The organism is Micromonospora saelicesensis, from assembly GCF_900091575.1.
GTDB classification, from domain to species: Bacteria; Actinomycetota; Actinomycetes; order Mycobacteriales; family Micromonosporaceae; genus Micromonospora; species Micromonospora saelicesensis.
The window spans coordinates 338,868-360,131 of the sequence record NZ_FMCR01000003.1 but is presented as its reverse complement, the minus strand read 5'-3'; the positions used below and the strand labels follow the sequence as shown (position 1 = coordinate 360,131).

Below are 21,264 nucleotides of genomic sequence, written 5' to 3'. Positions count from 1 at the left end.
CCGGCCGGGGTTACCGGCGCGCGGGCGCCGGGTCGGACGGGTCGAGGGAGAAGAATTCCTCCTCCTCCTGAGCCAGGTGCAGGCGGAGCACCGCGTCCAAGCCGTAGAGGGTGGCCAGCAGGTCGGGGACCTGGTCCGGGCGTAGCCGGCCGTCGGCGGTCTGGGCGAGCTGGGCGTCGAGCAGGTCCACCTGGCGGTGGATCTCCACCTGCGCCCGGCTCATCGTCGAGGTCGCCTCGCCGCTGCCCAGCGGGTCGGCCAGCGCCGGGTACAGCTGTCGCTCCTCGGCAGCCTCGTGCGGCAGCACCCGCACGGTCAGCCGGCGGTGCGTCTCGCGTACCGCCGGCAGGCACCTCGGCGAGGCCGGATCGGTGGCGACCAGGTCGGCGGTGTCCCGCAACCCGGCCAGTACGTCGCGGACCGCCTGGTGTTCCGCCGCGTAATGGGCGAGCAACTCCCGGGTACGCGGCGGGACGTCGCGCCGGCGCAGTCCTCCGCGCAGTGCCCGCAGCGCGTTGAGGATCACCAGTACGTCGATGCCCTCCTGGAGGAACGCGCCAGCGACCGGGGGCAGCCGACCGACCGCCGCCACGAACATCGCCAGCACGGCCAACCCCATCCCGACGGTCGCGCTCTGCACGGCGATCCGCCGGGCGTACCGGGCGATCTCCACCGCGTCGGCGAGCCGGTCCAGCCGGTCCACGGTAAGCACCGCGTCCGCCACGTCCGCCGAGGCGCTCGCGCCGGTCGCACCCATCGCCACACCCACGTGCGCCTCAGCCAGGGCAGGAGCGTCGTTCACCCCGTCACCGACCATCACGGTGACCGCCCGGTCGGCCTCCGCCCGGACCCGGGCCACCTTCTCCTGCGGCGTACAGCGGGCAAGCACGTCGTCCACCCCGACCATCGCCGCGACCTGCGCGGCGGTGGCTGCTTGGTCGCCCGTGACCAGCACGATCCGCCGCAGCCCCGCCGCACGCAGTCGGCGTACGGTCCGGCGAGCGTCGGGGCGCACCGGATCCTCCAGCAGGATCGCGCCGAGCGGTCCACCCTCGTCGCTGACCCACACTGCGGACCAACCGGCCAGCTCAGTGCGGGCCCGCGCCCGGTCCGCCCACTCAGGCAGCTCCCCGGTGAACTGACCGACCCGGACCAGGCGCCCGTCGACCCGGCCGCTGACTCCCCGTCCCGGTTCCTCGGTGACGCCGGTCGGCTCGGTCAGTGTCAGCCCTCGATCGCGAGCCTGCCGAACCAGCGCGGTGGCCAGCACGTGCGGAGACAACTGCTCGACCGAGGCCGCGAGGCGCAGGACCTCGTCACGGTCACCACCCGGTGCGACGACCGTGTCGGCGGCGCGCGGGCGGCCAGCGGTCAGCGTGCCGGTCTTGTCCACCAGCAGCGTCCGCGCCCGGCCGAGCAGCTCCAGCGCGCCACCGTCGCGGACCAGGACCCCGCGCCGGGCCACCCGGGACAGGCCGGACACGATCGCGATCGGGGTGGCCAGCAGCAGCGGGCAGGGGGTGGCAACCACCAGCACCGCCACCGCCCGGACCACGTCGCCGGAGAGCAGCCAGCCCAGCCCGGCCAGGACCAGCGTGAACGGCACGAACGCGGCGGCGTAGCGGTCGGCCAGCCGCACCATCGGGGCCTTGCGGGCGGTCGCCTCCTGGGCCAACCGGACGATCCCGGCGTACGTGCTCTGCGCCGCGTTCTTCGTCGCCCGCATGCCGAACCCAGCGCCGGCGTTGACCACACCGCTGGCCACCGCCTCCCCGGCGGCCCGCTGGACCAGCCGCGACTCCCCGGTCACCACCGACTCGTCCAGCGTGGCCGCCTCGTCGACGGTCCCGTCGACCGGCACCACGTCCCCCGGGCCGACCAGTAACCGGTCCGCCGCCGCCACCTGGTCCAGCGGCACCACCTCGATCGCGCCGTCGGGTCCACGCCGACGGGCGGTACGCGGAGCGCGCGCCAGCAACGCCCGCAGGTCGCGGGTCGCCCGGCGCTGCGCGTACGACTCCAACGACCGCCCGGTCGCCAGCATCACGGCGATGACCGCCCCGGCCAGGTACTCTCCGACGCCGAGCGCACCGGCCAGGGCCAGCACGGCGATCACGTCCACGCCGAAGTGCCGGTGCCACAGCGAGCGCAGCATCGACCAGGCGGCCGGCAGCAGCGCGGCCACCGTGACGGCCGCCCAGATCAGGTTGGCCGCATCCGCTCGGCCGGCGATCCGCAGCGCCGCGCCAGCCAGCACCCCGAGGCCGAGCCCGAACAGCGGCGCCCACGCCCACCACCGTCGGACGCGGCCGCGAACCGGCTGCTCCGGTACGCACTCGGTCGGCTCGGCCCCCACCTGCGCATCGTCGCAGCCGGTGGGCTGCCAGCGGTCGGACACCGGGCGTTTCGCCCGGTGGACGGACCCTGTGGCGTGGGCCGGACCTGGTCCGGCGGGCGTAACGGCCCGGCGAGGTCGGGACCTGCGGCCCCTGCGGGCAGACCACCGGATGACACAGGATGAGGCCGCAACGCCCGACACAGCGACGTGCCGTACGGCACGATGAGCAGAGACGGAAAGGTCGTGACCATGAGTCAGGAAAGTCAGCTGACCACCGCGCTGGCGGAGGCCGCCGCCACCGCCGGCCACGCCCCCTCGGTGCACAACACCCAGCCGTGGCGCTGGCGGGTGCTGCCCGACGCGTTGGAGCTGCGCTCGGTCGCCGACCGACAGCTCGCCGCCAGCGACCCCGACGGGAGACTGCTCGCGGTCAGCTGCGGCACCGCCCTGCACCACGCCCGACTGGCGCTGGCCGCCGAGGGATGGCGCGCCGTGGTGGAGCGGCTGCCCGACCCGGGCGACAGCGAGCTGCTGGCCCGGCTGACCGACCTCAGCCACACCGGGGCCGACCCGGACGCCATGCGCATGGTGCAGTGCATGCAGGTGCGACACACCGACCGGCGGCCGCTCAGCGACGAGCCGGTTCCGCCCACGGCGATCGAGGAGATCACCCGGGCGGTCAACGCGGAGGGCTGCCGGTTGCAGGTCCTCGACCGTGACCAGGTGCTGGAGCTGGCCGCCACGGCCGCGCACGCCGACACCGTCGAGGCCGAGGACCCGGAGCTGCGCACCGAGCTGGCGTACTGGACCAGCCGGGCCGGCTCGGGCACCGGCCTGCCGGCGGAGGTGCTGCCCGAGCAGCCCGCGCAGACCACCGTGCCGGGCCGGGACTTCGGTCGTCCCGGCAGCCTGCCGATTGGCCCGGGCCACGACAGGATGGCGGTGTACGCGATGCTGCACGGCGACGAGGACGAACGGGACAGCTGGTTGCGTGCCGGCGAGGCACTCTCCGCCGGTTGGCTGACCGCCACCCGCCTCGGCGTGTCAGTGGTGCCGCTCAGCGCGGTGGTGGAGGTGCCGGGCACCCGGCAGACCCTGCGGCAGCTGCTCTCCGGGATCGGCTTCCCGTACCTCGTGCTGCGGTTGGGCATCGCGGACCCGGCACACTCCGGCCCGCCGCACACGCCGCGGTTGAGCACCGCGCAGGTGGTCGACACCTCAGCCGTCGGCTGACGGGTCTGGCGACGAGCGGCACCGGCGCTACCATCCCCCGGTGACCAGCAGCGTGCCGTCGCCCCGTCCGGAACCATCCCCGGCACCGTCGCTCGGGCTGAGCCCGTTGTCGCGGGTCCGTCTCGACGAGTTGTTGCAGGAGATGCTGGTCCGGGTCGGTGAGGTGGTGACCAGCCGGGAGCGCCTGCGGGCCCTGCTCGACGCGGTGGTCGGTATCGGCACCAACCTGGATCTGCGCACCACCCTGCAACGCATCGTGCAGGCGGCCTGCGAGTTGGTCGGCGCCCGGTACGGCGCGCTCGGCGTGGTCGGCCCGGACCGGCTGTTGCACGACTTCATCGTCCACGGCATCACGCCCGAGCAGCACGAGCGGATCGGCGACCTGCCGCACGGGCGGGGCGTGCTCGGTCTGCTCATCGACGATCCCCGGCCGCTGCGGATGCCCGACATCACCCAGCACCCCCGCTCCTACGGGTTCCCGGCCAACCACCCGCCCATGCACAGCTTCCTGGGCGTGCCGGTCCTCATCCGCGACCAGATCTTCGGCAACCTCTACCTGGCGGAGAAGCAGGGCGGCGCGGAGTTCACCGAGGACGACGAGGAGATCGTCGTCGCGCTCGCCGCCGCCGCCGGCGTGGCCATCGAGAACGCCCGCCTGTACGCCCTGGCGCACCGGCGGGAACGCTGGCTCGCCGCCACCGCCGAGATCACCACGGTGCTGCTGGGCGAGGTACGCCGTACCGACGCGTTGGCGTTGGTCGCCCGCCGAGCCCGCGAGGTCTCCGAGGCCGAGCTGGCACTGGTGCTGCTCTACGACAGCGACACCGAGCAGTTCTCCGTTGAGGTGGTCGACGGCGCCGACGAGCAGGCCCTCGCGCTCATCGGCGCGGTCCTTCCCGCCGTCGACACCAGCTTCGGCGCGGCGGTCGCCGAGGGCCGGCACGACCAGGTGGACGACCTGGCGCACGCCGCGCCGTGGCCCGCGCTGCTGCACACCGGCCCGGCGATGATCTCACCACTCGCCACCGCCGAAACGCTGCACGGTGTGCTGATCGTGGCGCACCGGCCGGAGCGCGGCGGTGGCGCCAGCGAGGAGGACCTGACGCTGCTGGGCAGCTTCGCCGGGCAGGCCGCGCTGGCGATGGAACGGGCGCGCGGCCAGGAGGAACGGGAACTGCTGGTGGTCCTCGAGGACCGCGAGCGGATCGCCCGCGACCTGCACGACGTGGTGATCCAACGGCTCTTCGCCACCGGCCTTCAACTCCAGAGCGCCGCACCGATGGCCCGCCCAGAGGTGGCCAAGCGGATCAACGCAGCCGTCGACGACCTGGACGCCACCATCCGGGACATCCGCCGGACGATCTTCGAGCTGCGTACGCCGATGACCTCGGAGCTGCGCACCGAGATCCGTGCGGAGATCGAGGCGTCCGCCGAAGCGCTGGGCTTCAAGCCGCACCTGGAGCTGACCGGGCCGGTGGACAGCGCCGTGCCGGACGCCATCCGCCCGGACCTCACCGCAGTGCTGCGCGAGGCGCTGTCGAACGTGGTCCGCCACGCGCAGTGCACCCGCGTCGACGTCGTCGTACGCGTCGACGCCGGCCAGGTCACCGTGGTGGTCACCGACAACGGGGTGGGCTGCGACCCGGCAGCCGCCCGGGGCGGCCTGGTCAACCTGGGCGAACGCGCCAGCCGCCTCGACGGCACCTTCACGATCGCCCCGGGCGAGCCGCACGGCACCGAGGTGCGCTGGACCGTGCCGCTGCGCGACTGACCCCTGCGACCCTGGGTCAGGGCGTTTTGCCGAGCAGGCGCGTGGCCAGAACGGCGGCCTGCGTACGGCGCTCCAGGCCGAGCTTGGCCAGCACGCTGGAGACGTAGTTCTTCACCGTCTTCTCCGCCAGGAACATCCGCCCGGCGATCTCCCGGTTGGTCAGCCCCTCGGCCACGTACTCCAGGATCCGCCGCTCCTGCTCGGTGAGCGACCTCAGCTCGCGCGGCTGCTCGACGCCGTTGCGGATGCGCTCCAGCACCCGGGTGGTGATCGCCGGGTCGAGCAGCGACTGCCCGGCCGCGACGCGGCGCACCGCGTCGACCAGGTCGGTGCCACGGATCTGCTTGAGCACGTACCCGGCGGCACCCGCCATGATCGCCGCGAACAGCGCCTCGTCGTCCTCGTACGAGGTGAGGATCAGGCCCTTGATGGACGAGTCGACGGCGCGGACGTCACGGCACACGTCGATGCCGTTGCCGTCGGGCAGCCGCGCGTCGAGGATCGCCACGTCGGGCCGCAACGCCGGGATGCGGCGGGCCGCCTCCTGCGCCGAGCCGGACTCGCCGACCACCTCGATGTCGCCGCTGCTCTGCAACAGGTCGGCCAGGCCACGGCGGACGACCTCATGGTCGTCGAGGAGGAACACACGGATCATCCCTCGTTTCTACCCGCTACCCACGGCCCACCGCACGGGCCGAAAGTCCCGATCGGCAGGCGGCGCGCGGGCGCTCGGACCCGACTGGTCGGGACGTCCGGCCCTGCTCGGTGACCACCGGACGATGGACCGTGAAGGTACGCCGGCCACCGCGGCACCACCAGCCACCGGCCCAGCGGGAGAGGAGCACCGACATGGACATCGGCTACACCGCAGCCCAGTTGCGGACCGCCGCCGTGGACGCGGTCCGGGCACCGTCGTTGCACAACACCCAACCGTGGCGGCTTCGGCTGCGCGACGGCGGCATCGAGGTGCTGGCCGACCCGGCCCGCCGGCTGCCGGCGACCGACCCGAGCGGGTGGGGTGTCCGGATCGCCTGCGGCGCCGCGTTGTTCAATCTGCGGATCGCCCTGGCCGTGGCCGGCGTCCCGGCCCGGGTGCGGCTGCGCCCCGACCCGGCCGAGCCGGACCTGCTGGCCCGGCTGGTACCGGACCTTCCGCGCCGACCCACCCCCGCCGAGCAGAGCCTGTACGGGGCCATCCCGCGCCGGTTCAGCAACCGCCTGCCGTTCTGGCCGGACCCGGTGCCGGCCGACGCCCGGTGGCGCCTCGGCGAGGCGGCCCGTGCCGAGCAGTGCTGGTTGGAGCTGCTGATCGGGGTGAGCGCGGTCTCCGCGTTCGGGGAGATCGCGCGCAGCGCGCACCGGGTGCTGGAGCGCGACCCCGCGTACCGGGCCGAACGGGAAGGATGGCTGCGCCGGGAGTCGACCCCGGACGGTGTGCCCGGCTCGGCCGGAGGTCCGCAGGGCGAGCCGCAGGACGTCCTCCCGACGCGCAGCTACGGTGGGCGCGACCGCGCCCCCGGACGGGACTTCGAACCGGAACCCCTGGTGGGGGTGCTGGGCTCGATGGGCAACACCGCTGTGGACCAGGTGATCGCCGGGCAGGCCCTGCAACGCCTGCTGCTCACCGCCACGGACGCCGGACTCAGCGTGTCGATGCTCTCGCAGCCCATCGAGGTGCCCACGGCGCGGGAACAACTGCGGCTGTCCCTGGGCCGGTTCGGCACACCGCAGATGGCTTTGCGGATCGGGTACGGCCAGCCGGGTCGGCCGACCCCCCGACGTGGCGTCGACGAGGTGCTGGACCTGCCGGTGGTGTCCGCCTGACCCGCCGGAGCACGGTCAGGCGGCGAGCACGGCGGCCTCCACTGTCGGGTCCAGCCCGATCGAGCTGCGCCGCGGTCGCCCGGCGCGCGGCGGAACCGCGCCGACCTCGCGCAGCCAGCGCCAGGTGTCCCCGACGGTCTCGGCCACCGGTCGGCAGGTCAACCCGGCGGCTTGCGCCCGGGTCACGTCCTGCTCCAGCAATCCCCGGTACGGGTGCCCGCGCGGCAGCCAGATCGGCAGGTCGCTCCACGGCTGCACCCCGGCGGCGAGGATCGACGCCGGATCGGTCCACCGCAGGCGGGCGTCCGCACCGGTCGCGGTCACGCACGCGTCGAGCAGCTCGCCCATCGTGGTCTGCGCCGGAGGACCGACCGCGTTGAACGTGCCACCCACCCGCCGGGCGCCCGCGTCGAGCATCCACCCCGCCAGGTCGCGGACGTCGACGTACTGGACCGGCAGGTCGGCCGGCGCGGGGGCGAGCACGTCCCCGCCCCCCTCGACGCGCCGTAGCCACCAGGGCAGCCGACCGATGTCCTCGCCCGGGCCCAGGATCAGGCCGGCCCGCGCGACCAGCGTGCGCTGACCGAACACCTCCCGCACGGCGCGCTCGGCACCGGCCTTGAGCTGCGGATAGTCGCCGTCGACGGAGCCCGGGTCGGCGTCCACCACCGGGGAGTCCTCCTGCAACCCCGCCGCGGCATGGTCGGTGTAGACCGAGCCGCTGGACACGTACACGTAGTGGCCGACCGTGTCGACCAGGGCGCGGGCGGCGTCCCCGGCGGCCCGCGGCGCACCGTCCCAGGTGTCCACCGCGACGTCCCACTCGCCGCCGGTCAGCGCCGCCAGACCGTCCGGCGCGGTGCGGTCACCCCGCAACCGGTGTACGCCGGACGGCACCGTGCCGTGCAGCCCCCGGTTGAACACCGTCACCGACCAGCCACGGCGCACGGCCTCGGTGACAGTGGCCCCGCCCACGAAGCCCGTACCGCCCAGCACCAGCAGTCTCATGCGCTCCACCCTGCCGGCAACGGCCGGCGAAGGGCACCCCTGTTCACCGGCAGCGGATCTGCCCGTGGCAGAACCCGGGTCCGGTGCTCGGGAGACACCGCTCGGGTCGTTCACATCGGCCCTCGTCCACCATGCAGGAAAGCCGGCCAGGGCATGGTCAACGAAGCCACCGATTGCGAAACTGCTTCAATCTGCGTCAGCACGGGCAACCGAGGCGCACAACCCGGACGGAGTAGGGAATGCCCAGCACACCGCTGACCCTGCCGCAGCCATCCGCGCGGGCACCCGAGTTCGGCCGGGACGCGCTCATCGTCTGCGAGAACCTGGTGCGGATCTACCAGACCGGTTCGATCGAGGTGCAGGCACTGCAGGGCCTGGACCTGGCCGTGGAGAGCGGTGAGCTGGTCGCCGTCGTCGGTGCCTCCGGATCGGGCAAGTCGACACTGCTCTCCATCCTGGCCGGCATCGACGCCCCCACCGCCGGGCGGGTCCGGGTCGACCGGTGGAATCTGCTGACGATGTCCCGCGCGGACCGGGTCGACTACCGGCGGCACACCGTCGGGTTCGTACGGCAGCAGACGGCGAGCAACCTGATCCCCTACCTGACCGCACGGGAGATGGTGGACCTGCCGATGACGGCGGCCCGCACCGCGAAAAAGGAGCGCCGGGAGCGCGCGGCCGAACTGCTGGACAGCCTCGGTGTCGCCGACTGCGCCGATCGCCGCCCCGGGCAACTCTCCGGAGGGCAGCAGATGCGGGTCGCGATCGCGGTGGCGCTGGCCAACCAGCCGCGGGTCCTGCTCGCCGACGAGCCGACCGGCGAGTTGGACGCCGCCACGTCCGCGGAGGTCTTCGGCGTGCTGCGGGACGTCAACCGGCGCTACGGCGTCACCGTGGTCGTGGTGACCCACGATCCCGAGGTCAGCGGCCAGGTCGAACGGACCGTCGCGATCCGGGATGGGCGCACCAGCAGCGAGGTGCTGCGCCGCAGCACCACCGACGCGGAGGGCGACACGCAGATGATCGCCGAGGAGTACGCCGTGATGGACCGGGCCGGGCGGGTCCAGGTGCCCCGCGAGTTCCGCCAGGCGCTGGCGCTGACCCGACGGGTCCGGCTGGCCCTGGAACCCGACCACATCACGATCCGCCCCGACTCGGGCAGCGGCGAATGAGCAGCGAACCGCTGCTGAGCGTGCGCGGAGTACACCGGCGCTTCCGCACCGGGCCGACCGTCGTACACGCCCTGAACGGGGTGTCGTTCGACGTGGCCGCCGGTTCGATGGTGGCGCTGGTCGGCCGGTCCGGCTCGGGAAAGACCACCCTGCTCAACGTCATCGGCGGTCTGGACCGCCCGGACGCCGGCACCGTGCACGTCGACGGCACCGACGTCACCGCGCTCGACGAGGACGGCCTGTCCCGGCTGCGGCGCGAGAAGGTGTCGTACGTCTTCCAGAGCTTCGGGTTGATCCCGGTGCTGTCGGCCGCGGAGAACGTCGCGGCCCCGCTGCGGATGGCCCGCGTCGCCCCGACCGAGCGCGAGCGGCGGGTCGAGTTGCTGCTGGAGCTGATCGGCCTGGCCGACCACGCCCGGCAACGCCCGGCCGAGCTGTCCGGCGGCCAGCAGCAGCGGGTGGCGATCGCCCGCGCGCTGGCCGCCTCGCCCCAGCTTCTGCTCGCCGACGAGCCCACCGGGCAACTGGACGCCGAGACCGGCCTGTCGGTGATGGCCCTGCTGCGCGGGATAGTGGAATCCGAGGGCGTCACCGTACTGGTGTCGACGCACGACGCGGTGATGATGGCCCTGGCCGACCGGGTGATCCGGATCCACGACGGACACCTCGACGAACAGGCGGCCGGGCAGCCGTACGCTCCCGTGCCGGACGCCGGGTGACGCGACGATGAGGCTGGTCAGCCGGCGCGCCCGCGCGCAGTGGCCGTTGCTGGCAGCCCTGCTCGGGGTCGTCACGATCGGCGCGACACTGCTGGGCACCTGCACCCTGCTGACCACCCGCACCGCCGAGCGGGCGCTGGAGGTCGCCATGGCCCGCGCCGCCCCCGCCACCGTCGACGTGACCGTCTACACCGGCACCGTCGAGGGCCGGGACACGCCGTCCGTCGCCGCCGACACCCGCACCGTGGTGGCCTCCACGCTCGCACCGTTCCCGGTGACGACAACCGCGCGGGCGTCGACGGTGCTGCGGGCGCTGCCGCCCGCGCTCGCCAAGGGCACCACCGTCGGAGCCCAGGCGTACCTGTCAGGGCTGGACGACCTGCCGACCCGAGGCGAGCTGGTCACCGGGCGCTGGCCACAGCACCCCGGCGACGCGGTGCTGCTGGAGTCCACCGCACAACTGCTCGGCCTCACCCCCGGTCACCGGGTACGCCTCGGCGCCGAGCTGGCCCACGCGCCCGTCCCGGCCATCGACGTGGTCGTCGTCGGTGTGGTACGCCCGCTGCCCGGGCGCGGCTGGGACCGCGACCCGCTGGCCGCGGCCGGCTCCGCCACCGGCTACCGGGACGGCCGCTTCCAGCAGCCGGTCAACGCCTACGGCCCGTTCCTCGTCGACCTCGCCGACCTGGTCACCACCGGTGCCACAGTCGACCGGCTGGAGGTCACCGCCCATCCGGACCTGTCCCACAGCAACCGCCACGACCTGGAGACCGTGGCCGCGGCCGTCGGCGGTGCCGACCGCCGGCTGGCGGGCACCCTCGGCGACCGCGTCCGGCTCGCACGTGTCGCCTCCGAACTGCCGCTGACCCTGCGGGCCGCCGACGACCAACGGCACGTCACCGCCGCCGTCGTGCTCGCCATCGCCGTCCTCGGCGGTGTCCTGGCCGCGACGGCACTCGTCCTCGCCGGCCGACTCACCACGGGCATACGGGCCGACGAGACCGCACTGCGATCCGCCCTGGGCACCAGCCGTGGCCAACTCGCCGCCACCGCGACACTCGAGGCCGGGCTCGTCGCCGCCGTCGCCGCCGCGCTCGCGATACCGGCCTCGTCGGCCCTGCACGCCGGCCTGACCCACCTGCCACCGCTGGACGGCGCCGGCCTGACCGTCCGGCCGGCCATCGCCGGTGCCCAGGTCCTCGCGGTCGTCGGCGGCGCACTGGTGCTCGCCGCCGTCCTCATCGCCCTGGCGATCCGGCCCGTCCCGGCAGCCGGCGACCAGCGCACCCGCCGCGAACTGCTGGCCCGATCCGGCGCCGACCTGATGCTCGCGGTATTCGCCGCCGCCGGATGGTGGCAGCTGTACGCGCAGCCCACCGCCGCCAGCCCACGCGCCGACGTGGTCCGGGTTGTCGCGCCGGCGCTGCTGCTCACCGCAGGCGTCGCCCTGGCTCTCCGGGTGGTACTGCCCGCCCTTCGCGGCGCCGACCGGCTGGCGTACCGCGCCCGCGGGCTGGCGCTCCCGCTGGCGGTCTCCGAGGCCGCCCGCCGGCCACGAGCGGTCGCCGCCGGGCTGCTCGTCGGACTGGCCTGCGCGGCCGGAACCTTCGGCCTCGCCTTCGACGACACGTGGCACCAGTCGCAGCGCGACCAGGCCGCGCTCGCCGTCGGCACCGACCTGGCACTCACCCTCGGCACGGCGCCGGTGGCCGGAGACGGCGCGGTCGTCAGCGCGGCCACCGCGGGGGCCGTGAGTCCGGCCCTCGACCGGGGTACCGCCGTCGGTCAGTGGCTCGGCGGCGCCGGCGACGCGCCGCGCCTGGTCGCCGTCGACACCACCCGCGCCGACGCGCTGCTGCGCGGTCGGCTGGACAACGACCGCGGATGGGCGGACGTGGGCGCCACGCTGGCACCACGCACCCGGGTCACCGGCCTCGCCATTCCGGCTGGCGCCCCGCTCGTCCTGAGCGGGACCGCCGGCGACACCCCGCTCGCCGTGACGCCCCGGCTGATGCTGCAGGACGCCACCGGCCTCCGCACGTCCTGCACCGGTCCGGCCGTACCGCTCGACGGCCAGGAGTTCCGGCTGCCCGCCTGCGCGGCGGCTGACGGGCTGCGCCTCGTCGCGGTCGTCCTGCCGGTCACCGCCGACTCCGTCGGCGGACGCGTCACCGTAGCCGTCACACTCACCGTGCCGCCGGCCGAATCGGCGGAGAGGCCCACCGACGGATCGGATTGGACCGCCACGTCCGCGCCGCCGGTCCCGAGCAGGTTGAGCGACCCGACCGTCATGGTGTCCGCCACCCCGACGGGAACCACCCTGCGGATGGCCGCGACCGTCGATCTCGGCGGCGCCGAGGACGCCGCCCGGACCCTCGTCGCCACCGCCTTCCCGGACCCCGGCGCAGTGCCCGTCGCCGTCTCCGCCCGCTTTGCCAGCGAGGTCGGTGCCGAGAGCGGCAGTCAGCTCAGCGTCACGGTCGGCATCACGCCCGTCCCGGTCGTCGTCACCGAGGTCGTGCCGACCGTACCGTCCGCCCCCGGCGCCGTCGCCGTCCTGGCCGACCTGGACACGCTGTCCCGCGCCCGTGCCGTCACCGGCGACCTGACGTTCCCGGTCGACGCCTGGTGGGTCGGCCACCCAGCCGGCCCCGGTGCCGTCGAGCGGGCCACCGCCCTGCACCTGGGCACCGTCGCGACCCGCGAGGCGGAGACCGCCCGCCTCACCGGCGGCCCGCTGCACGCCGGGCTGCCGGCCGCGCTCCGCCTCATCGTCCCGGCCGCGGCCCTGCTGCTGCTCGCCGGCGTCGTCCTGCACGTCACCTGTGATCTCCAGGTCCGCGCCGTCGAGGTGACGCGGCTTCGTGGCCTGGGGATGTCGCGGCGCGGCATCCGGGCCGTGCTGCTCGGCCAGCACGCCGGCGTTCTGCTGCCCCTGCTCGCGGTGGGCGCGGCCGTCGGCGCGCTCGCCACCCGCGTCGTCGCTCCCCTGCTCGTACGCTCCGAGACCGGCGCCGCGCCCGTCCCGGCCACCCAGCCACACTGGCCGTGGCCGGCCGAGGCCGCACTGCTCGCCGTACTGCTGGCCGGATGCATGCTGGCGGTCGCCGTTGTGGTCACCGTCCAGGTCCGCCGGGCCGACGCCGCGCACCTGCGGGTGGCCCCGTGAACCGGTGGCTGACCCGCCGGTGGCCGGCGCTGCACTGGCCCAGCATCCGCGGCCGTGGCCGTACCGACGCCGGAGCGCTGCTGCTCACTGCCACCGTCATCGCGGCCGTCGCGCTGCTCGCCGGGGCCGCGCCGGCGCTGCTCCGCGCCGCCGCCGACAACGCCGTCCAGGACACGGTCCGCCGCGCCGGCAACGACTCGAACGTCCTCGTACACGCCAACTGGGAACGCGACGACGGGCCGACCGGCGGGCGGGTCCGGATGCCCAGCCTCGCCGAGGAACTCGACAACTTCCGAGCCCGGGCGACAAACGCGCTCGGGCCCGACCTGGACGCCGCGCTGCTTCCGCCCGTCGCCGCTGTCGACGGCCCGATCCTCAGCATCACCGGCGGCAACGTGCCGCGTACCTTCCAGTTCACCTACCTGGCCGGTGACCTCGGCGGCCCGGACGTGACCTGGGTGGCCGGCAGCCCGCCCGGCTCCGCCGTCTCCGACCAGTACGTCGAGACCCCCTACGACGGGCCGCCCTGGCCGGTGCAGGTCGGCCTCTCCGAGGCGGACGCCGCCGCACTCGACCTCGGCCCCGGTGCTCGAATCCCGGTCCGGGACGGCCAGGGTCGCGACAAGGACGTCCGGATCAGCGGGATCTACCGCCCCGCGGACAGCGCCGACCCAGCCTGGCGGCTCGCCCCGGCGCTACTGCGCCCCGTACCCGGCGCCGACGGCGTGGGGACCACCCGGTTCGCCGGGCTCCTGTCGCGTGAGTCGTTACCGGACGCCCGGCTCGCCGTCGACGAGGACCAACTGCGGCGCACCGTCCACTTCGCACCCGTTCCCGACGCGCTCACCTGGGACGCCACCGCGGCGCTCGCCAGCCAGGTGGTCAAGCTCAAGGCGACCTCCGGCTCATCAAGCGACCGCGAGCAATCCCTGAAGTGGGAATCGCAGCTCGACACCGCCCTGCGTGACGCCCGTGCGCGGAACAGTGCCGCTTCCACACAGGCCGCCGTCCTGCTCGCAGGGGTACTGACCGCCACGGTGCTGGTCCTGCTGCTCGCCGCCGACCTGCTGGTCCGCCGCCGTACCCCGGTGCTGAGCGCCGCCCGGCAGCGCGGGGCGGCGCTACCCGACCTCGGTGCGGAACTGATCATCGAGTCCACAGTGGTGTCCCTGTCGGCCGCCGCCGTCGGGCTCGCGCTCGCGCGCGCGGTCGCTCCGGGCGTCTCCTGGACCTGGTCCGTTCCTGTGGTCCTGGCCGGTGCCGTCGCCGGGCCGGCGTTCGGCACCCTCGCCGCCGCCCGCGCCAGCCGTGATCGGCGCCAACCCGCCAACCCGGCCGCTCGGCGCTGGCTCCGGGCCACCGGCCAGTTGCGCCGCGCCGCCGTGGAGGCCGCTGTCCTGATCGCCGCGGTCGCCGCCTTCGTCACACTGCATCAGCGCGGGCTCCTGCCCGTCGCCTCCGACGGCGACACCGGTGAGCTGACCGGCGACCTCATCCTGCCGATCAGCGCCCTCGCTCTGGGCGCGCTCGTCGGCGCGCTCGTCCTGCTCCGGCTCCTGCCCCTCGGGGCGCGGTTCGCGCTCCGACAGGCCCTGCGCTCGCGCCGGCCGCTGGCCGTGTTCAGTGCCGCCCAGGCGGCCACAACGGCCGGGCGTGCGCTGCCGCTGCTGGTTCTGGTCAGCACCACGGCGCTCGCGTCGTTCGCGCTCATCCTCGGTGCCACCGTCACCCGGGGCCTGACCGACGGCGCGTGGAGCACCGTCGGCGCCGACGCCCGCCTCGACGTGGGCGGCGACGCCGAGGCGGCCACGCCCGCACTCGCCGAGCGCATCGCCGCCGCACCCGGGGTGGAGCAGGTCGTCGTCGCGCAGGTGACCGACTCGGCACGCGTCTTCACCGAATCGACGCTGCTCACCCCACGCCTGGTCATCGTGGACACCGCAGCGTTCCGGCGTCTGCTGGCCACCACCCCGCTGCCCGACGCGCCGGCGCTGGCCCGGCTCACGGCACCCGGCCCTGGCCCCGGGGAGGTCCCAGCGCTGGTCCGCTCGACTGACGGCGATCTGCGGACCGGTACGCGGCTGCAGCTACCCCGGGACGACGCCCCGGCGATCCGTCTCGCCGCCGTCGGTACCGCTCCCGCCATCGCCGGCACCAACGACGTCGTCATCGTGGACGCCGCAGCCCTCGCCGACGCCGGGCTGCCCGCCGTTCCGAATACCGTCTGGGTGACCGGCCCCGGTGCGGGGCGGGCCGTGTCGAACACCGGGGTCGCCTCCGACGTCGTGCTGCGTGCGGACGTCCTGCGGGCGCAGCGGGTGGCGCCGCTGACGGCAGGGCTGGTACGGCTGGCGTGGACGGCCGCCGCGGTGCTGCTGGCGCTGGGACTGCTCGGCCTCACGCTCGCCGCCGCCGCCGGTGCGTCGGAGCGGTGGCAGACCCTGACCCGGCTGCGGACCCTCGGACTGCGGCCACGTGACGCCCGCTGGGTCGCCGCCGGAGAACTGCTGCCGCCGGTCGTGGTCACCGCGGTGTGCGGGCCGCTACTCGGGGCCCTGCTCGCACGCCTGACGCTCGGCCCGCTCGACCTGCGGCTGCTCACCGGTCAGGCCGTCGACCCGGCGGCGGTCCTGCCGTGGTGGCTGCTGGGCCTGGTCAGCGTGGCGCTGCTGGCGACGGCCGCCACTGTCGTACCTGTCGAGTCGGCGCTGCGGCGACGCGACCGGCTGAGTGAGGTGCTCCGCGCGGGTGAGTGACCGATGGTCTCCCCATGCCGGAAGCAGAAACGACGAGACCCGTCACCGGATATCCGGTGACGGGTCATCTGATCCGCTTGTATGGATGGTGGGCGATACTGGGTTTGAACCAGTGACCTCTTCCGTGTCAAGGAAGCGCGCTCCCACTGCGCCAATCGCCCGTGGCGGCCCCGTGGGGCGCATCGCGAGCGGACGACGGGATTCGAACCCGCGACCCTCACCTTGGCAAGGTGATGCGCTACCAGCTGCGCTACGTCCGCACGTCTCCGGCAAGCGCCGGCGACAGGTGAACTCTACCCGATGCCAAGATCGCTTGGCACGGCACCCTGGCCGGTCGCGGTTGCGCTGGTCTCGGCCGGGGTACTGAAGGGCTCGACAGCGCACCACACCCCCTTAAGGAGGCTGTCGTGGGTATCGGCACCAGCATCTTCCTGATCGCGCTCGGCGCGATCCTCACCTTCGCACTGGACGCGAGCGTCGGCGGCATCAACCTCGACGTTGTCGGCTGGATCCTGATGGGCGCCGGCGTGCTCGGCCTGATCATGACCACGCTGATCTGGGGTCGCCGCCGCCAGGTCGTCACCACCACCGAGCAGCCGGTGGAGTACCGCCAGGTCGAGGAGCGGCGGGACATCGCGCCGCCGCTGTGACCCGGCCAGCTCCACCGCTGGCGGAGCCGCCAGATCACGGAGTTTTCGGCCGGCCGCCCCGTTGAAGGCGGCCGGCCTGTCGCACCGGCGACCCCGCGCCGCAGCAGACGTCGGGTAGGTGCCCCGGCCGGTGAGTGGACCGCCATGCTCCATTGGTGCCGGCGGCGGAATCAGAAGTCGATGACCAACCGGCCGCGCACCCCTCCGGCTTCCAGGAGCTGATGCGCGCGGGCCGCCTCCTGCGGCGGAAACCGGCCAGCGACCCGCAGGGTCAACGCGCCCTCCTCGGCGAGTCGCCGAAGCAGGTCGAGCTTGTCGCGGCGCCCGTCGTACTCATGCACGTACGCGGACACCATGGCGATCCTCCGCAGGTCGGCCTGCGCCCGCAGCACCGGATCGGGCCCGCCGCGCAGCAGCGCCACGACACCGCCCTCGCGCACCGCAGGCAGCAACGCACCACCGAGCAACGCGGCGTCGACAGCGGCGTCCACCCCGTCCGGCGCATGCTCCCGGAAGCGGTCGGCGACACCCGGACCTCGGGTCACCGTCACGTCGGCGCCGAGCGCGGCGACCAGTTCGACGTCACCCGGCGCCGCGTCGGCCAACACCCGGTGACCGGCGGCCTTGGCGAGCTGTACCGCGTACCCGCCGACGGCACCGGCCGCGCCGGTCACCGCGAGGGTGCTGCCGGGCGGCAGCCGCAACTGGTCCAGGGCGTGCAGGGCGGTCAACCCGTTCAACGGCAGAGTGGCCGCCTCGGCGGGTGACGCGCCCGCCGGAGCAGGCACCACCCAGGCCTCCGGGAGCACCACCCATTCGGCGTACCCGCCGCCGGCCGCCCGGGTCGGGTTGACCATTGCCATCACCGGGTCACCGGGGGCGAGTGCGCCACTGGTGCCGGAGCCCACCTCGTCGATGGTGCCGGCGATGTCCTGGCCGGGCAGCAGCGGGTCGTCGCCGCGCAGTCGCACCGGCGTCATACCGGCCCGGATCAGCGTGTCCGCGGGGTTGACCGCTGCGGCGCGTACCCGGATGCGGACCTCGCCCGGGCCGGCGTGCGGCGTCGGAAGGTCGACCACCCGCAGTACCTCGGGCCCGCCGTAGCGCAGCAGTCCGACCGCTCTCATGCTCGACTCCTCATTCGGGTGACCGTCCGACCACCGGGTCCGGCGGTTCAGTCCAGGCAGGTGAGCGCGACCTCGGCGTAACGCGTCAGCGCCGCCCGGTCCGGGTTGATGGCACCCATCACCCGCAGGCCCTGAAGGCTGGTGACCAGGAAGCCGGCCAGGTCGGTAGCGCTGCGATCGGTGGTGATCTGACCCCGCAACTGCGCCTCGGCGAGCAGGTCGTAGAGCGCCAACTCCAGGGACTGGGTGGTTGAGCGAAGCCGCTCGGCGACCCGCACATCCTGGTGCGCCCGTTCCATCGACGCTCCGACGATGAGGCAGGAGAGGTGCCGGCCGTCGCCGGTGATGTCGTCCACCGTGCCGATGAACACCTCACGGATGACCGCCCGCGCGTCGTTGCCCGAGCGCAGCAGATCGACCATCGGTGTGGCGTAGCGCTGCCGGTACAGGTCGAGCACCGCCAGGTAGAGGCCGTCCTTGCTGCCGAACGCCGCGTAGATCGAGCCGCTGCCCAGGCCGGTCGCCTCGGAGAGGTCCCGCATGGAGGTGCCCTCGTAGCCCTTGCTCCGGAACACGTCCATGGCAGCGTCGACCGCGGCGTCGAGGTCGAACTCACGGGTGCGGGCCATGGCTGAACGCTACCCGCTATCTGGAACGATCGACAAAGTACCGCCGGTCACAGCCGCCGATCCGAGCCGTTTCCGCTGGCCGAGAGGTGTGCAGTCCTCGCGTTACGATCCAGATCATGGAGTCTCTCGACACGGTGCTGGCCGCGCACCGGGCGTACCTGCTCGGCTGGAACATCGGTGTCGCCGGGGGGCCGGACCTCCCGACCTACCGCAGTGACGTGCCGCACGCACCCCTCAACGGAGTGCTGCGAGTGCTCGGGCGCACACCGCAGGACGCGCTCACCGAGGCCCGGAAGCGCCTGCACGGCGTACCCCGGATCTGGTGGGTTGGCCCGGACAGCGACGCCGGCACCGCGGACGGCCTGGTCTCCCTCGGCGCGGTGCAGGTCGCCCGCATGCCGATCATGACGGTGGGGATCGGGGCGGTGGCCGAGGTGCCGCCTCCCGCCGGCGTGCAGATCGCCGAGACCACCGACCTCGCCACGTTCGTCCCCGCCTATGCCCGGGTGTCCGGAATCCCGGCGGACGGTGTGGCGGCGACGATCGAACGGGAGAAGGCGTTCACCGGCGACGGCACCGTGCTCCGATTGGCCGGCCGCCTCGATGACGGCCGGATCGTCGCGACGGCCGTCGCCTGGATCAGCCACGGTCTGGTCACCCTCTACTTCATCGGCACCCAGCCGGAGCAGCGCCGCAGGGGTATCGGCGCGGCCATGACCAGGGCCGCCATCGAGCTGGCTGGCGAGCGGGGCGCGCGCACCGCGGCCCTCACCTCGTCGGCCGTCGGCGAGTCGGTCTACCGCGGCCTCGGCTTCCGGCCGGTGGGCGAGTTCCGCCTGTTGACCTTCTGAAAGCGAGCGCCCGACCCGGCGAGCCCGAGTGGATCACGGGGTGGCCGCCCGCCGGAAACCATTGACTACGGGGTTCAGACAGCGTTGTCTTTTACTGGCGCCTGGGGAGGTACGACAGTGATCGACGATGTGTCCCTCGTGTTCTGCGTGACCGCCGACGTGTCGGTGCGCGAGCGGATGGTGCGGCGCCTGGACGGACTCGGCACCCTGGTGATCTGCACCGACCTCGCGGAGTTGCAGGCGATGATCGGCGGGCCGGTCATCAGCGGGCCGGCCCGGCTCCCCACCCCCACCACCGCGTCCGCCCCCGCTCCGGCCGTAGTCGCAGCCGCTCCAGCCGCGGCCGTGGCCGGCCAGATCAACCTCGGCGACCTCACCATCGACCCGCTCGACCATCGGGTGACGTGGCGCGGAGAACCGCTGGCCCTGACCCGACTCGAGCGCAACCTGCTGACCCAACTCGCCACCGCACCGGTCGGAGTCTGGACGTACCAGAGGCTCTTCGAATCGGTCTGGGGCTGCGCGTTCCTCGGCGACACGTCGGTCCTGCACTCAGCCGTGAAGCGATTACGTCGCAAACTGCACGCCGTCGACGATGCCCTGCGCGTGCACACCGTCCGGGGCATCGGGTACCGGCTCAGCGTCGACTGATGACGTGGCGCCACAAGCGAAACGGCTCGTCACCGGGTCTTCCGGTAACGAGCCGTTCTCCTCTGGTGGGCGATACTGGGTTTGAACCAGTGACCTCTTCCGTGTCAAGGAAGCGCGCTCCCACTGCGCCAATCGCCCGTGCTTGTTGCCGAGGTGGGGACGGGATTTGAACCCGCGTACACGGCTTTGCAGGCCGTTGCCTCGCCTCTCGGCCACCCCACCGAGGTTGCCCCCGTCATACGTGGCGGCAGCTCCGAGCGGACGACGGGATTCGAACCCGCGACCCTCACCTTGGCAAGGTGATGCGCTACCAGCTGCGCTACGTCCGCACGCCCCCGGACGTTCCCGGGTGACGGATGAGAACTTTAGCCGAGTGGGTGTTTGACTGCCAACTCGGGGTCGCCTCGGCGCGTCCCGGGTGGCCGGGGCTGGAGCGGAGTCACCCTCGGCGGGCTTCCTAGGGGGCTGACCCGGTGTCTGGATCCAGCACGGACCGTCACACTCCGACATTCCTCGGCAATGATCGTCATCATCGCGTCGCATGCCCGACGATCGACGTCTCCGTGACTCGACACTGGCCAGCGGACCTCGGTGAACACTCTCCGTGGAACGACCGACGACACCCGAAAGAAGTGTCCGGCTTCCGACTGTCACCGCGTCGATCGACGCGTGGTGGTAACTGTTCGTGTTCAGTCGGATGGGCTACGGTAACGGTCGTGACGAGACGTGCGGCCGAGATCCGCCTGGATGCCCTGCTGCGCACCGCCTGCGACGTGATCGTGGAGCGCGGTCTGGCCAACACCCGGACGGCGGACGTGGCGAATGCCGCGGGCGTGAGTCAGGCGTTGGTCTTCTACCACTTTGCCACCAAGGAACGGCTGCTCGCGCAGGCCTTCGCGTACGCGGTCGAGCAGGATCTGGCCCGGCTCGACGCGGTGACCCGCTCCTCGGCCGCACCGCTGACCAAGCTCCGCCGGATCCTCAAGCTCTACACCCCGGCCGGGCGGGCGACCTCCTGGTCGATGTGGATCGACGGCTGGTCCGAGTCGCTGCGTACCCCGGAGTTGGAGAAGGTCTCCCGGCGACTCGACCTGCGCTGGCGGCAGGACCTGGCCGCGGTGATCACCGCCGGGGTGGCCGACGGCACCTTCCAGTGCGCCGACCCCGACGGGGCCGCCTGGCGGATCAGCGCGGTGATGGACGGCCTCGCCGTCCAACTCGCCGTGCACGACCGGGTGATCTCCCGCCGCCAGTTCGGCGAGTGGGTCCGGCTGGTCACCTCCCGAGAGCTCGGCCTGGACCCGGCCGACCTGGACTGAGCTGGGTAGCCAGCACCGATCCCCCACACCGGGCCGGGCAAAACGGG

At 73.6% G+C, this 21,264-nt stretch carries 16 protein-coding genes and 5 tRNA genes; 11 read left to right on the top strand and 10 right to left on the bottom strand.

Annotation, left to right across the window (positions count from 1 at the left end; genetic code table 11):
- Positions 1 to 10: 10 nt before the first annotated feature.
- The gene (locus GA0070561_RS14685) at positions 11 to 2,356 is read right to left on the bottom strand and encodes a heavy metal translocating P-type ATPase (protein WP_091402101.1); all 2,346 of its coding nucleotides are present in this window, start codon (positions 2,354 to 2,356) and stop codon (positions 11 to 13) included.
- A gap of 231 nt (positions 2,357 to 2,587) precedes the next feature.
- On the opposite strand from GA0070561_RS14685, the gene GA0070561_RS14680 reads away from it, so the two are divergent.
- Both GA0070561_RS14680 and GA0070561_RS14675 read left to right on the top strand, forming a co-directional pair.
- Positions 2,588 to 3,571: an Acg family FMN-binding oxidoreductase gene (locus GA0070561_RS14680; RefSeq protein ID WP_091402099.1), complete on the top strand. Its 984-nt coding sequence runs from the start codon at positions 2,588 to 2,590 to the stop codon at positions 3,569 to 3,571.
- 97 nt (positions 3,572 to 3,668) lie between these two features.
- On the top strand, positions 3,669 to 5,342 hold the full coding sequence (locus GA0070561_RS14675) for a sensor histidine kinase (RefSeq protein ID WP_425255902.1): 1,674 nt from the start codon (positions 3,669 to 3,671) through the stop codon (positions 5,340 to 5,342).
- Between the two features lie 16 nt (positions 5,343 to 5,358).
- Here the strand turns inward: GA0070561_RS14675 and GA0070561_RS14670 are convergent, their stop codons facing one another.
- Complete coding sequence (locus GA0070561_RS14670) at positions 5,359 to 5,997, bottom strand: response regulator (RefSeq protein WP_030488585.1); 639 nt, start codon at positions 5,995 to 5,997, stop codon at positions 5,359 to 5,361.
- 194 nt (positions 5,998 to 6,191) lie between these two features.
- On the opposite strand from GA0070561_RS14670, the gene GA0070561_RS14665 reads away from it, so the two are divergent.
- A complete protein-coding gene (locus GA0070561_RS14665; RefSeq protein ID WP_091400781.1) occupies positions 6,192 to 7,166 on the top strand; it encodes an Acg family FMN-binding oxidoreductase in 975 nt (324 codons plus the stop codon).
- Positions 7,167 to 7,181: 15 nt separating this feature from the next.
- On the opposite strand, the gene GA0070561_RS14660 is transcribed toward GA0070561_RS14665, so the two are convergent.
- The gene (locus tag GA0070561_RS14660; RefSeq protein WP_091400778.1) at positions 7,182 to 8,174 is read right to left on the bottom strand and encodes a Rossmann-fold NAD(P)-binding domain-containing protein; all 993 of its coding nucleotides are present in this window, start codon (positions 8,172 to 8,174) and stop codon (positions 7,182 to 7,184) included.
- A 239-nt stretch (positions 8,175 to 8,413) separates the two neighbouring features.
- Between GA0070561_RS14660 and GA0070561_RS14655 the strand changes: the two genes are divergently transcribed.
- Genes GA0070561_RS14655 through GA0070561_RS14640 form a run of 4 tightly spaced genes read left to right on the top strand, consistent with a single transcriptional unit; the run spans position 8,414 to position 15,990 of the window.
- A complete protein-coding gene (locus GA0070561_RS14655) occupies positions 8,414 to 9,346 on the top strand; it encodes an ABC transporter ATP-binding protein (RefSeq protein ID WP_091400776.1) in 933 nt (310 codons plus the stop codon).
- Positions 9,343 to 10,065, top strand: coding sequence for an ABC transporter ATP-binding protein (locus tag GA0070561_RS14650; RefSeq protein ID WP_091400774.1), 723 nt, complete (start codon positions 9,343 to 9,345; stop codon positions 10,063 to 10,065). The genes GA0070561_RS14655 and GA0070561_RS14650 overlap by 4 nt, the downstream gene beginning before the upstream one ends.
- Positions 10,066 to 10,072: 7 nt before the next feature.
- Entirely contained in the window at positions 10,073 to 13,234 is a 3,162-nt protein-coding gene (locus GA0070561_RS14645) for a permease (protein WP_091400772.1), read from the top strand.
- Positions 13,231 to 15,990 carry an FtsX-like permease family protein gene (locus tag GA0070561_RS14640; protein ID WP_091400770.1) on the top strand — a complete coding sequence of 920 codons (2,760 nt, stop codon included), beginning with the start codon at positions 13,231 to 13,233 and terminating at the stop codon, positions 15,988 to 15,990. The genes GA0070561_RS14645 and GA0070561_RS14640 overlap by 4 nt, the downstream gene beginning before the upstream one ends.
- Positions 15,991 to 16,076: 86 nt before the next feature.
- On the opposite strand, the gene GA0070561_RS14635 is transcribed toward GA0070561_RS14640, so the two are convergent.
- Both GA0070561_RS14635 and GA0070561_RS14630 read right to left on the bottom strand, forming a co-directional pair.
- Positions 16,077 to 16,151, bottom strand: a tRNA-Val gene (locus tag GA0070561_RS14635).
- A 26-nt stretch (positions 16,152 to 16,177) separates the two neighbouring features.
- Positions 16,178 to 16,250 (bottom strand) — tRNA-Gly (locus GA0070561_RS14630).
- A 147-nt stretch (positions 16,251 to 16,397) separates the two neighbouring features.
- On the opposite strand from GA0070561_RS14630, the gene GA0070561_RS14625 reads away from it, so the two are divergent.
- Positions 16,398 to 16,640 carry a DUF6458 family protein gene (locus GA0070561_RS14625; RefSeq protein ID WP_091400768.1) on the top strand — a complete coding sequence of 81 codons (243 nt, stop codon included), beginning with the start codon at positions 16,398 to 16,400 and terminating at the stop codon, positions 16,638 to 16,640.
- Positions 16,641 to 16,810: 170 nt separating this feature from the next.
- Here GA0070561_RS14625 and GA0070561_RS14620 read toward each other — a convergent pair whose 3' ends face one another.
- Together GA0070561_RS14620 and GA0070561_RS14615 are read right to left on the bottom strand one after the other, a co-directional pair.
- Positions 16,811 to 17,767 (bottom strand): NADP-dependent oxidoreductase, encoded by a 957-nt coding sequence (locus GA0070561_RS14620; protein WP_091400766.1) that lies wholly within the window; start codon positions 17,765 to 17,767, stop codon positions 16,811 to 16,813.
- Between the two features lie 47 nt (positions 17,768 to 17,814).
- Entirely contained in the window at positions 17,815 to 18,396 is a 582-nt protein-coding gene (locus tag GA0070561_RS14615) for a TetR/AcrR family transcriptional regulator (protein ID WP_091400764.1), read from the bottom strand.
- Positions 18,397 to 18,512: 116 nt separating this feature from the next.
- On the opposite strand from GA0070561_RS14615, the gene GA0070561_RS14610 reads away from it, so the two are divergent.
- Positions 18,513 to 19,247: a GNAT family N-acetyltransferase gene (locus GA0070561_RS14610; protein ID WP_091400761.1), complete on the top strand. Its 735-nt coding sequence runs from the start codon at positions 18,513 to 18,515 to the stop codon at positions 19,245 to 19,247.
- Between the two features lie 177 nt (positions 19,248 to 19,424).
- A complete protein-coding gene (locus GA0070561_RS14605; protein ID WP_091402095.1) occupies positions 19,425 to 19,898 on the top strand; it encodes a winged helix-turn-helix domain-containing protein in 474 nt (157 codons plus the stop codon).
- 63 nt (positions 19,899 to 19,961) lie between these two features.
- Here GA0070561_RS14605 and GA0070561_RS14600 read toward each other — a convergent pair.
- The 3 genes from GA0070561_RS14600 to GA0070561_RS14590 form a co-directional block, all read right to left on the bottom strand.
- Positions 19,962 to 20,036, bottom strand: a tRNA-Val gene (locus GA0070561_RS14600).
- Positions 20,037 to 20,049: 13 nt separating this feature from the next.
- Positions 20,050 to 20,120: transfer RNA gene (locus GA0070561_RS14595), tRNA-Cys, on the bottom strand.
- A gap of 34 nt (positions 20,121 to 20,154) precedes the next feature.
- Positions 20,155 to 20,227 (bottom strand) — tRNA-Gly (locus GA0070561_RS14590).
- Positions 20,228 to 20,614: 387 nt separating this feature from the next.
- Between GA0070561_RS14590 and GA0070561_RS14585 the strand changes: the two genes are divergently transcribed.
- Positions 20,615 to 21,217 carry a TetR/AcrR family transcriptional regulator gene (locus GA0070561_RS14585; RefSeq protein ID WP_091400759.1) on the top strand — a complete coding sequence of 201 codons (603 nt, stop codon included), beginning with the start codon at positions 20,615 to 20,617 and terminating at the stop codon, positions 21,215 to 21,217.
- Positions 21,218 to 21,264: the final 47 nt, after the last annotated feature.